11 protein-coding genes and 2 pseudogenes are annotated in these 12,302 nt (G+C 18.8%); 4 read left to right on the top strand and 9 right to left on the bottom strand.

The genetic code is table 11. The annotated features are described in order from the left end of the window. The 3 genes and pseudogenes from M8044_RS02180 to M8044_RS02190 all read right to left on the bottom strand — a co-directional run. A partial coding sequence (locus M8044_RS02180; RefSeq protein ID WP_273585420.1) for a hypothetical protein occupies positions 1-182 on the bottom strand: 182 nt, incomplete at its 3' end. Between the two features lie 130 nt (positions 183-312). Next, positions 313-652, bottom strand: a pseudogene (locus M8044_RS02185) (hypothetical protein); the annotation flags it as partial. A gap of 40 nt (positions 653-692) precedes the next feature. Beyond that, on the bottom strand, positions 693-836 hold the full coding sequence (locus M8044_RS02190; RefSeq protein WP_273585421.1) for a hypothetical protein: 144 nt from the start codon (positions 834-836) through the stop codon (positions 693-695). A 48-nt stretch (positions 837-884) separates the two neighbouring features. On the opposite strand from M8044_RS02190, the pseudogene M8044_RS02650 reads away from it, so the two are divergent. Further along, positions 885-1,010 (top strand): annotated as a pseudogene (locus tag M8044_RS02650) (IS3 family transposase); the annotation flags it as partial. Positions 1,011-1,054: 44 nt separating this feature from the next. Here M8044_RS02650 and M8044_RS02195 read toward each other — a convergent pair. From M8044_RS02195 to M8044_RS02210, 4 genes are all read right to left on the bottom strand, one after another. Further along, entirely contained in the window at positions 1,055-1,564 is a 510-nt protein-coding gene (locus tag M8044_RS02195) for a hypothetical protein (protein WP_273585422.1), read from the bottom strand. A 199-nt stretch (positions 1,565-1,763) separates the two neighbouring features. Next, a complete protein-coding gene (locus tag M8044_RS02200; RefSeq protein ID WP_273585423.1) occupies positions 1,764-2,099 on the bottom strand; it encodes a hypothetical protein in 336 nt (111 codons plus the stop codon). 448 nt (positions 2,100-2,547) lie between these two features. Next, the gene (locus tag M8044_RS02205; protein WP_273585424.1) at positions 2,548-2,721 is read right to left on the bottom strand and encodes a hypothetical protein; all 174 of its coding nucleotides are present in this window, start codon (positions 2,719-2,721) and stop codon (positions 2,548-2,550) included. Positions 2,722-2,752: 31 nt separating this feature from the next. Further along, the gene (locus M8044_RS02210) at positions 2,753-2,905 is read right to left on the bottom strand and encodes a hypothetical protein (RefSeq protein ID WP_273585425.1); all 153 of its coding nucleotides are present in this window, start codon (positions 2,903-2,905) and stop codon (positions 2,753-2,755) included. Between the two features lie 1,260 nt (positions 2,906-4,165). Between M8044_RS02210 and M8044_RS02215 the strand changes: the two genes are divergently transcribed. Together M8044_RS02215 and M8044_RS02220 are read left to right on the top strand one after the other, a co-directional pair. Continuing rightward, the gene (locus M8044_RS02215; protein ID WP_273585426.1) at positions 4,166-4,693 is read left to right on the top strand and encodes a hypothetical protein; all 528 of its coding nucleotides are present in this window, start codon (positions 4,166-4,168) and stop codon (positions 4,691-4,693) included. Positions 4,694-6,547: 1,854 nt separating this feature from the next. After that, the gene (locus M8044_RS02220) at positions 6,548-6,712 is read left to right on the top strand and encodes a hypothetical protein (protein WP_273585427.1); all 165 of its coding nucleotides are present in this window, start codon (positions 6,548-6,550) and stop codon (positions 6,710-6,712) included. A 966-nt stretch (positions 6,713-7,678) separates the two neighbouring features. On the opposite strand, the gene M8044_RS02225 is transcribed toward M8044_RS02220, so the two are convergent. Together M8044_RS02225 and M8044_RS02230 are read right to left on the bottom strand one after the other, a co-directional pair. Continuing rightward, the gene (locus M8044_RS02225) at positions 7,679-9,382 is read right to left on the bottom strand and encodes a transporter substrate-binding domain-containing protein (RefSeq protein ID WP_273585428.1); all 1,704 of its coding nucleotides are present in this window, start codon (positions 9,380-9,382) and stop codon (positions 7,679-7,681) included. A 258-nt stretch (positions 9,383-9,640) separates the two neighbouring features. Beyond that, positions 9,641-10,384, bottom strand: a complete 744-nt coding sequence (locus M8044_RS02230) for an amino acid ABC transporter ATP-binding protein (RefSeq protein WP_273585429.1) — start codon at positions 10,382-10,384, stop codon at positions 9,641-9,643. Between the two features lie 1,574 nt (positions 10,385-11,958). Between M8044_RS02230 and M8044_RS02235 the strand changes: the two genes are divergently transcribed. Then, positions 11,959-12,302: hypothetical protein (locus M8044_RS02235; protein WP_273585430.1), on the top strand; the 344-nt coding region annotated here is incomplete at its 3' end.

The raw sequence follows: 12,302 nt of genomic DNA on the forward strand, positions 1-12,302 counted from the left end.
TTAAAAGGTGGATTTTTAATGTTTTTTAAAAGCACTGTTGTTTCATAAAGATCCGAATAATTTAAATATAAAGTTTGGTTATCCAGGTTATAATTGGTTTTTTGATTAAATAAACGAATCTTAAAATAAGGTTGTTGAATTAAAAATTTAATTATTTCTTGTAAATTAAAAATTTTTTTCATTTTTTAAATCTCCTTTTTAGTTTTGACTAATTTCTTTAAACAAAAAAATAAGCCAAACCATTTTTTTAATAAAAAGTTTGACTTATTATGCACTTATTTGAACGTATATTTTTAATAAAGCCGAACAAACTAATTTATTTTGTAGATAAGGAGTGTGTTTGGGATCTTTATCGTTTCTTGTTATTTTATTATAGATATACTCAATAACTTTACGAATTGGTTAAGTAGCTTTATATCGTATAACACTTTATTTTTAGTCTCGGCATCAGCTGTAAAAGCGGTGATTTGGTTTAAAAATTAAGGAAAGAATTTAAAAAGCGTCCAATAAATTGCCCCGCCAATTAATAATAATGGTATGCGCCAAATAAGGATATTAAAGAAAGTTTTAGTAATTTTAAACAACCAGTTTTCTTTGTTATTTTGAGTTTCAATAATGATTTTAGAGTTGAAGTTTTTCTTTTGATAATTATTTTATTAGATTTATGGTTTTTTGATTGATTTTTAACGTTTTTATTTGTTTTTTTTTAGCCATATGATTTTACTCACTTTCTTTTTTTTGGATTTATTTTGGTTTATTATCATTTCTTCTAATTTATCTATATTTTCATTAATTTTTTTAAAATTACTTTGGGTTTCTTGTTGGAATGCATCCATTTACTTTTAAATAAGGTTAATGTTTTCTTTTAAATGATTGTTTTGAAGGTTAAAAAACTTCCAAAATTAAAAGAACCTTGTATCATTCACTCCGATCAAAACACCGTTTATCAATTACTCAAAATTCAACAAACTTTAACAAAAAAAGGTTTTTTAATCAGCATTTCGATAAAATTTGTATATAAATTTATATATACAAAAAATAAAGATAGAAAAATTTATTTTTTTATCTTTTTATACCAATCTTTAAATAATTGTAAATTTTTTTCGGTTGTTATTGTTTTTCGTTCTATTAATTCTTTAAACATTTCTTCTATAAGTGATATATTTTTGGAAATAATTTTTTCTGATTCTGCAGTATATTTTCTAAATTCTAGAGACCAGTGATTAGGATTTTGTTCTTTTAATATTTTTAATATTTTTCTTACTTCTTTAAAATCATCACTACATCCTTTTACGATGTAAAAATCATCATCACATCCTTTGGTAATTTTAGTTTGACTAGAATTTTTATAAAATAACATTTCTGATGCTAGTCCGCCTAAATTAATTTTTAGTTCAACAAAATTATTGAATTTTATATTGGGTTTTTTCATTAAATATCCTAAAATAGTACCTTCAGGTTCAATTGTTACTTTTTCTATTATTTTTGTAATTTCTTCTTGATTTGGAATATGATCTAAACATACCAAAGTATGGCCTAATTCATGTAAAGTTGTTTTATTCACTTTTATATTATTGTTGAATTCATTTTTAAGTATTTTATATGATTGTTTTTTTAAAAATTTATTTTCATCACAAATGAAATCATTATCGAATATTTTTTGTGATTTGTTTTCATTTGAATCTAAATTTGATTTTAAAGATTCTGAATTTGATTTTTGTATAAAAGGATCAATATTGTTTTTTAAATATTTTTTTTCGAACTCAAATAAGTTTTTTATATTTTCTAAATTTGATTTTATTTTTGTCTAATTCTTTTTGTTCTAAAAAATTCTTTATTTCGTTATTTAATTGTGAAATTGTTTCTGACGAATTGTTAATATTTTCTTTTGAAGAATTTAAATCAACTATAATACCATTATTATGATTTTGGCTTAATATTTTTAAATTTTTTAAAAAATTATTTGGATTTTCTTTATGTTGTTGTTCGGAAGTTTCTAAATATTCTATTAATTCATTTACTTTGTTTTTTTGATTTTCTATGTATAAAGAACACTTCGATTTATAATCATCGTTTATTTTTGATGAATCAAAATGCATTTCTTTCTAAATATGTTTTCATATTTTTAAAAAATGTTAAATATTTTGATTTTATTTTTAATTTATCTTTTAAATTTGTTAAATTATCTTTTAGGTTTTCTAATTTATCTTTTAGGTCTTGTTTTGTTTTATTTAATATATTTAGTTCTTTTTGTGAATTTTTTAAGTTGCTTTGTTCTTTGTTTAAATTTTTTTTTGTTCTTTATTTAAATTTTCATGTTTTATTTTTTCTTCTTGTGATGAATTTATTATATATCTCTTTGGATTAATATTAATTCGAATTTGTTCAATTTTGTCTGGATCTTGAGTACTTTGGATTTCTTCTTCAGCCTCTCGGGTTTTTCCTTTATTCTTTTTAATTTCTTCTTCGGTCTCTCAAATTTTTTGTTCATTCTCTGTGATTTTTTTTAGTATTCGTGATTTTTACTTGAATTTTTTCGATGATTTCTTAATTCACTTTGATTTTTGGTTCATTCTTTGTTATTGCTCTTTCAGTATTTGTGATTTCTCTTTCAGTCCCTTCGATGTCTTCTTTATTCACTTTGATTTTGCCTTCAGTATTTGTGATTTCTCTTTCAATATCTAGGACTTTTACCTGAGTATTTTGGAATTCTTTTTTCATTTTTTTCTTTTAACTCATATTTTCTCAAATTTTATTTTATTTTTTTTATGTCTTCGTCAAGTGTTTTCATTTTGTCTTCTATTTTATTTTTTTTATTCTCTAACTCTGCTAAAATCAATCCATTGATAATAGACGATTGTTTTAGTTTTTTTAGGTTTTTATCTTGAATAGATAAACGAATCAAAGCGAAAATAAACAATAGAAACAATGAAAAAAAATAAAAATCAAAGAAACAAAGAAAAATTTAAAAAATTTTTTAAAATATTTTTTTATTTGATTTTCATATTATATTCTGATTATTAGATAAAATTGGATTTTCTTTTTTATTTTGTGAACGCATTTTTTTAACACCTTAATTTTCTTTTTTCAAAATATTTTAAATTTTTTTAACATTTCAAATTCATAATAAAAATAAAAAAACCTAAGATACAACAATAAAAAAATATATATTTGATATATAATATATCAAAATTTAATTTGAAAATATGAATCAGAATAATTTTTATTAATATAAATCAATTTTTTTGTTTATAATTTTTTTACTTATAAGTATATTTACATTATAATTAGGATATTTTTTTGTCAATAATTTTTATCGATTCAAACTTAAAAACAAAATTTTTTTGGTTTTTATTTTTGATTTTTTTTGAATAAAGTTTCTTTAATAGTATTTATAAGATTATAATAATAGTTTAATTATGTAAAAAATAATTTTATTAATCATGTTATAATTCCGAAGATTAAATCATTTTGAAAAAGATTTAAAAAAATATCTAATTAATAAAAATAAACTCAAAATATATAAGAATTTCTTTTATGAGTTGTTTTATTATTTTTTTCTTATTCTTAATTTTATTTTATTTCTTTTTTATAATTTATCCAAAATGTACGATTATAAATATGGAAAAAAAATATAATAAAAATATGATTAAAGATAAAAAAAGAAAGAAGATAAAGAAAACAAAAAAGGGGGTAGAAATAGAATAAGTTCTAAGTATGAAGATGAATTAAGATTGAAATTAGTTTTTATAAATCTCTTTTTTTATTCTATTGCTGTATTATTTCCGTTAAAACCCTAATTAAAATCCTTAAAGCTTATAAAAAATTTAATTATATTAAAAAATTTAAATAATATTTTTCATTTAAATAAAAAGTAATCTACAAAATTAATAATTATGAAAATAAGTTATTATACTTAAATTTATAATTATAATTTATCCCTTCATTTCAAAACTTAATTTGTTAAATAATTAAATATCATTTTTATTTTATTAAAAAAATATCTTTAATTTAGGAATCTATAGACTTTTTTCTATTAATAGAAAATTAATAAAAAAATATAAATTATTATTATAAAATATATAATAAAAAGATTATTTAGTTTAGAAATAAAATAATTTTAATATTTTTTTTATTTAAAAAATATAGAAAAAGAAAGTATATAATGAGAATATTACCTTACCAATTATATCCTTATGCTCCCGATTTAGCATTATGCGCTTTAAGAAAAGAATTTGGCATGTATGATTATTGTTTAAATAAAAATATTAAAAATCAAGGTATGCAACCTTTTTTAGATATGGGAAGAAATTATTTTAATTTATCTTTAAATAAATGGGTTTTTGAAATGAACAAAAGAAATCATTACGTAAATACTTTTCATTCTTTTTACGCTAATAATGTTTCTTATAAAGAGATAGAAATAAATTTTTTTTTGATTTTAGAATGTTGTATTCAATGGGAAATCAAACAATTTCTACCTTATAATAGTAATTTATCTTGGTATCAAATAGCCTTTCAAAAAGTTAATTCAAATAAAATAAAAAATAATTTAAATTTTACAATTTATAAACAATTAATGGTTTGGTATAAAGATAATTTTATTCAATTAAATAAAAAAGGTTTACTTAAACCAAAAAAATTAAATATGGAATTTATCATTTCATTTTTTTCAGATCAATTTTTAAAATAAAAATATAAGAAAAATAAATATTGAAATAAAAAAATATGAATAAATTATATTATTATTTAAAATAATATAATTTATTCATATTTTTATTTTATTATGTTATAAATATAGTAATTTTAATTCATTAACCAAGAAAATATCTATATTTTTGTGAAAAATTTTTATTAATTTTTTTAAATAAATCCTTATAAATTGAAATTTTAATTTTATTTTTTAATTAAGAATAATTTTTATTAACTAAAATTTTTTGATTCTATATTAAAATAGAGATAATAATTAATAAAGTTAATAATAAGAAAAAAATTATTTATCAAAAAAACACTGATCTCTATATCCTTAGAAATGAATTTTAAGTCAAAAAATTATTAATGTTTAAGCTAATTGTTATAAGATAAAAAAAGAATTCATAAAATTATAAAGATATTTATAAAAACATTGATTTTGAATTTGGGTTGTTCTGTTTTTCCATTCTTATCAATAAGTTCATATTAAAAAACAATTAATACATCTTCGTTTTCAGTCTTTGTTTTTGTAATTTTTTTTATATTTATTTAATTTATTTTTCTAATTAAGTTATTATAATAAAACACCTTTTAATGTGATATTAAATGTCTTTTTTTGTTATTATTAATTATTGAAGAAAAAAGTTTGGGTCAGCATCACAAACTATTAAAAACAAAATTAAAAACATTACATAGTCAACCAAAACTCTCTTAAATGAGAGTCTTTTTTTATTATAAAAAACATCAACAAAAAAAACATTATGAAGACTTATTAATTTATTGGGAATAATTCATTTTATTGATAAAAAATTTTTAAAAACATTCAAATACTACAAACTTCAGGATCATATGATCCCTAATAAAGCTTATCCACCGCAAAAAAATATCATATTGAAAATAAAAATGTTATTCATTACGAAATATAGATGAAAAAACTATTCAAACTAATAAACCACCAAGATAATCAATTTGAATTCGTTCAATTATATTACAATGAAATAAATTACATTAAAAAAAGAAAAAAAGATAAATAAAAATAATTATCGCTAAATTAAAAGCGTTAATAAACTGTCTTGTTAAAAAAGAAGAAGTTAATTTATCATTAAAACATAGTTATTTGAAATTATTTTTTTTATATATTTCATTTTTCAACATCTCTTTTGTTTGGTATTAAAAAAATAACAATTTGAATTTTTAAGTATTGTTTATAAAACCCTAATTTTAAAAAAGAGACTGCATTTTTATAAAAAAACTAAAAATATTTATTTTATTTTTAATTTAATGACTAATTTTCTACCATGAATATTTAAATATCTTTATTCATTCAAAATATAAAAATGAATACTAATGATAAAAATAATATAATGTGTAATATAAGATAGTTTCTTTACAAACAACTATGGAGGATTAAAATTTTGTTCATCGGTCGACAAAAAGAATTAAAAATCTTAAAAGAAAAAATAAATTCTAATCATTTTTATTTTGGTCTAATTTATGGACGCAGAAAAATAATAAAAACTAGACTATTAAAAGAAATTAATAAAATATGTATTTTCCATATATTTTGTAGCTGACGAAACAGGTTTAGATGTGAATTTACAAAGGCTAAGTCAAAAGATTTCCTTTTATTTCCAAGAACCTATTGCTTTTAGTAATTACGAGAATCTTTTTATATATTTAGCTAAAAAAAGTCAATATAAAAAAATTATTCTTATGATTGATTAATTTTCTTATTTATTAAAACGTAATTCTGATATTTTGTCTATTTTACAAAATATTATCGATAAATATTTACAAAATTCTAATATCAAATTAATTTTATTGGGTAGCAATATAGTAATGCTAGAAGATATATTTGCATATCATAGAACCTTTTTATGGTAGAAAAACTTTTCAAATTAAATTAAAAACTTTGGATTATTCAGAAGCTCATTTATTTTATTCTAAAGCTAGTTTAGAAGATAAAATTTTTTTTATAGTATTTTCGGCGATTACCTTTTTATCTTCAAAAAATAGATAATTCGAAAAGTGTTAAAGATAATGTTATTAATTTAATTTTAGAAGATGAAGTTATTTTCGAAGACGAGATAAAGTTTTTTTTAACTCAGGAAGTTCGTAATATTAAAAATTACAGTAAAATTTTAAATTCAATATCATTAGGAAATACTTGAACTATTTCGTTTTTTCATACAACTTTTTATTTTAAAATTGTTCTTTAAGACTAAAAATTAATAGGTAATTTCTTATCTTTTCAAAATAAAGAAGGTTGAGCTCCATTTGATTTATACAATTTTAAGTTAAGTTTTAAGCCAAACCATTTTTTTAATAAATAGTTTGACTTAAATAAGGATTTCTTAATTGGTTCCCTTTTGATGGAACGGTTGAAAATCAATCTCACAAAGGAGTTTTAAAATGAAAAAAAATTTAAAAAATTTCTTTTTTTCAAAAAATTTTTTTATGCTATAAAAAAAGTAATTAATAAATATTTTTTTAATAAATTTAAAATAATAAAATTTATAAATTTAAAAAATATTTTAAACCCTTACACTATATTAGGCGCCAAAAATAGATAATTATTTGTTGGGCAAAAATGAATTATAGTTTTTAAAATGAATTAAAATTAGTTAACTATTTTGTTTATGAGACATAAAATAATATTAACTAATATTTTAAAATTGCTAATTTTTATGTTCTACAAAAAATATTGATTAAAGTCATAATTTGTAAGATTAAACTTATTTTGATGTTTTTATCCAGTGCGTCCGTTTTATTTGGTTGTATTTTTTTTATTGTTTTTCAAACTTGTAATTTGTTATTTTTATTGATTTTTAAAAATTGTAATGGTATTCGAAAATTAAATTTAGATAAAATCTAATTATTTTTATAAAAATTGGCAAATCTTTCTAATTTATAAATAGTTAGGTTTTTAATATATATCTGAGTTGTTCCGTTTTTTTGGTCCTGGCACCAATGTATTCAATTTTTTTTAAAAATTTTTATTTTTTTTAGTTATTTTAAATTTACTTGTTGTTTGGATTAAACTTACTAAAAATATATAAATCAAAGTGACAACTACAAAAGGTATTATTACATCATAAGTTTTAGATACGTTACGTTGTGCTAACCATAATAAATCAATTAAACCTATAATTGAGAACGCAGTGGTTTCTTTTATGTTAATAATAAATTGATTTTTAATAGAAGGAATAGTTCTTTTTAAAATTTGAGAAAAAATAATTTCTTTAAATACTTGTTTTTGATTCATCCCTAAAGCATAAGCTGCCTCTATTTGTCCTTTATCCAAGAATTTATTATGATGCATCATTGTATTGGTAAAATTAATGGTAGTACCTAAAGAAATAACAATTATAGCAACATAAAAAGCATTTAAAGAAGTTTTGAAAAATTCAAAATTCTTAGCCAAAACACTATGAAATAACAAAGCTAAAACAATAATAGGAACAGATTTAAACATATTCATTAAGATGTCGATTAAAAAAGAAAATATTTTTTGCAAATACATTAAAATATTTTTTTGAGTTTTTTTATTATTTTCAACAGATATCTTAACTCTAAAGAAAAATAAAGAAAGGATAAAACCTAAAAACAGACTATCAACAGCAACTGTTAAAGAAATAATAAAACCTTGCTTATATTTAGGGATTTCTTGAAATATTCTTTGTATAAATTTTTTTCGCATTTGTTCTTTTTCTTTTTCTTGTATACATTTATAATCTTCTTGGGCTTTTGTTGAATATTCAGATGACCAATAATCTTCTAATGATTCTATTTCTTTTTCATTCGGAACATTTATTAATTTTTTTAAGGCCGTTTCGATATCTATTTTTAACTGTTCACCTTTATCATCCTTTTTTAAAAAAATACCTAAAGACTTTAATTTTAAACTATCATCATTTAATTTGAAAACTTTAAATTTTCCTTTGTTTTGTTCGCTTTCGGCTAAATTTTTTAAAACAGGATATTCCAAAATAAAAGCATCTGCTTCTTTTTGTTCAACTGCCTGAGCACAATAAATAGAATGTCCACGAGTAACTAAATTTGTTTCTCCATTATTTTTTTTATCTATATTTTCAAAACTATCAAATTTATTTTTACCAATGTCATGGCTAGAACCTGTTACGGTAGATAATCTAATTTTACCATTAACCTTTTTTAAATCTCCTAAAGATATAGTAGTGTCATCATTATTTACATTTTGAATTTTAATATCTTGATCATTTCTAATTAAAATAGATAAATCCACATTACTATACGGAATAGCTAAAAATTTTTTTGTTCTTTCTTCTGTTATATCTAACATTCCTATAATAGCATCTACTTGTCCAGAAGCAAGATTGTTTATACAACTTTCTACATTATAAATTTTAATTCTTAAATCCTTTTTTAGTTTGTCAGTTATACCTTTCATCAAAAGAACATCTGAACCACTAATTTTTTCACCATTTTCCGTGTCTATTCCATTAAGTGTTCCTTCGCCATCAAAAGAGAAAGGAGGAGTAAAATTATTAGTTGCTAAAACGATTGAATTTTGTGTATATTTTTTTTTTGTTGTATTCATTTTTAAAACATAATGATTTAAAAAAATAACAAGAAGAAATATAAAGAAAATCAATAAATTTCGTTTCCATTTTTTAGCAAAATATTTCTTCATAATCTCTGTATTCTTCATAAATTTTAAATTATTCCTTTCTAAAAAATTTATATAATTAGTTTTTTATATAAAAAATTAATATCATTGAAACAAATACAAAAGTACTATATATACAAATTATATAAATCTGATATTCTTTAAATTGTTTAATTGAAAAAATATTTATTTTGTAGATAATTTTTATTAATCTAACAAAAACATATTATTAATTAGGTGGGATTTAAGAAAATATGAATAAAAAAATTATTATTTTTATTTAATATCAAAATAAAATGATCAAAATTCTTCAAAAAAAGATTTAGATTTCGGATATTTATTTGTTTCAAATACTTCTTTAGATGGTCCTTTTTCTATTATGTTACCGTCTTCCATAAAACAAATAGTATTAGACACTTTTTTAGCAAATTTAATTTCATGAGATACAATAACGAAAGTCATTTTCTTTTGTGAAACTAATTTTTTTAATACTGATAAAACTTCTTCAGAAGCTTCTGGATCTAAAGCTGAAGTAGGTTCATCTAATAAAAGAATTTCTGGTTCCATACATAAAGCTCTAATGATTGCTATTCTTTGTTTTTGTCCTCCTGATAATTGTTTAATATTTTTATATGCAAACTTTTCTAAACCAAAATATCTTAATTTTTTTAAAGCGATTTCCTCTGCTTCTGACGGAGATATTTTTAAAACTTTAATTGGAGCTAAACAACAATTCTCTAAAACATTTTTTTCTTCAAATAAATTAAAACTTTGAAAAACCATACCTACTTTAGTTCTAACTTTAGATATATTTATATTTTTATTTACAATATTTTCGTTATTTATTATTATTTCTCCAAAATCCGGTTCTTCTAATAAATTTAAACATCTTAATAAAGTGGATTTACCAGAACCCGAATAACCAATAATAGTAAATATTTCTTTATCTACAATATTTAAATTAATATTTTTTAAAATTAGTTTATTATGAAAAGATTTATTTAAATTTTTTATTTTAATAATGTATTTACTATCAAGATTCATTTGATCATTTCCTTATTTAATATTTTATTTTTTGAAAAATTAATTATAATACATCATTTTTTATTAATAAAATTTTTTATACTTATAAAAAAATAATAATTATTATAATGACAAACTAATAATTAAAATTTCAAACAATAGTAAAAATTGAAAATTTAACTAAAATCCATTATATAGAATAAAAAAATAACAATAGAAAAAAATCTAAATATATTAATAATGTATATATTTGGTTCAAAATAATAATTTGTCTCTAAATATAATAAAATATTTTTATTTTTTATATTACTTTCGACAAATATTTTATTCTAAAAAAGCAAAGAAAAGATAAAACTCAAAAAAGACTATTAACAAGAAATAGCAAAAAAAATAAAAAAACCTTGTTTATGGTTTGAAATAAACATTTTAATTCGCTTATTCAAGTCTTTTTTTGTTCTTTATCTTTTAATTTTTATTTTATATAATTTTTAACTATTAAAAAAATCTTGAAATATTTATATCATATCAATAATCTGCATTTTTATTTAATTTTTAATTATATATCTATTTTAATTTAAAAAATTTTATTAATTCTTTTATATTTCTTTTTATTCAAAAAAAATCTATCAAAAAAAATATTTTTTTATGTCTTTTAAGTATCTTATTCCCGAGAAATATCTTTAAAAATATCAACATAAATTAAAATACTTTGAATTATGAAATAATAAGCGAAAAAAAATCAAAAAAATTAATCTAAAATTTTTTATAGTTTCTATTTAATGAAATGTTTTTTTATTATTATTATTTATTTATAAAATATTTTATTTGTATTATAATAAAAAATTAATTTATCGCTTTTTATTTTAATTTATAAGACAGATTTCAAGATTCATTTATTTAAAATATGTTTATCTCTAAAAAAATAAAAGTTAAATATGTTTGATTTATAAAAAAAATTTTACAAAAAAAACATTAAATATATTTTATAAATTAAAAAGCATTTTGTCAATAGGAGAAAATAATAAATAAAAAATAAATTGTTTTAAATATTAGAAAAAAACAGTTTTTTCACTATTCTTTTTTTTAAAAATTATATAAATAATTAATTGAATAATTTTATTATTTTAATTTATTGATATAAAAAATTTTCATTTTTTATCTATTTTTTTGATAAAAATTATTTTAATTTGAATAAATAAATAGTTTTTTTTAATTATATTGATTTTTTTATAATATTTCTAATATAATATATTTTAGATATATTTTTAAAAATTTAGATTACTATAGAGGAGGCGTCTTTTTATCTAAAAAATAAAAAAATAAATTTAAAAAATACTTTAATAAATTATTTTGATTCAATTCATTTTAATTTTTGATCTAATTTATATTTATATATTCTGCTAAACATAAAGTAAAGGTAGCAAAATATAAATTTATGATAAAAGATAAAATTTATAAATTCAAAAATTTAAAATATTTTTTTTATTTTTTTATTTTTTATTTTTATTACGAAATATAAAATTAATGCTTTTAATAATAATAAAATATCTAATAATGTCAAACAAGAAAAACCAACAACACAAAAAAAAGCTTATTTGCATGAATTAATTATAATAAAAGATCTAGGCGAAATAGAAGAAAGTAATGAAAAAAATATTATAGCTCGTATTCGAAGATTAAATCCTCAATTAAATCAAATTGATTTAACAGTTGAAAGTAAAACATCTGCCAATGCAGCATTTATTAAATCTAAAGAACATCCGGGTAGAGCATTAGTTAATTACACAATTAAAAAAACATCTTCTTCAAATAATCATCCTAATAAACATACATCTTCATCATCCAAAATTACTGATTTAAACGAATTAATTATAATAAAAGATCTAGGCGAAATAGAAGAAAGTAATGAAAAAAATATTATAGCTCGTATTCGAAGATT

Source organism: Columbia Basin potato purple top phytoplasma, assembly GCF_028595955.1.
Lineage (GTDB): Bacteria > Bacillota_I > Bacilli_A > Acholeplasmatales > Acholeplasmataceae > Phytoplasma.

Coding starts and splice junctions, on each gene's coding strand:
- M8044_RS02230 (WP_273585429.1), bottom strand. CDS start 10,384: ATGAATCTTGATAGTAAATACATTATTAAAATAAAAAATTTAAATAAA.
- M8044_RS02200 (WP_273585423.1), bottom strand. CDS start 2,099: ATGCATTTTGATTCATCAAAAATAAACGATGATTATAAATCGAAGTGT.
- M8044_RS02215 (WP_273585426.1), top strand. CDS start 4,166: ATGAGAATATTACCTTACCAATTATATCCTTATGCTCCCGATTTAGCA.
- M8044_RS02205 (WP_273585424.1), bottom strand. CDS start 2,721: ATGAAAAAAGAATTCCAAAATACTCAGGTAAAAGTCCTAGATATTGAA.
- M8044_RS02225 (WP_273585428.1), bottom strand. CDS start 9,382: ATGAAGAATACAGAGATTATGAAGAAATATTTTGCTAAAAAATGGAAA.
- M8044_RS02190 (WP_273585421.1), bottom strand. CDS start 836: ATGGATGCATTCCAACAAGAAACCCAAAGTAATTTTAAAAAAATTAAT.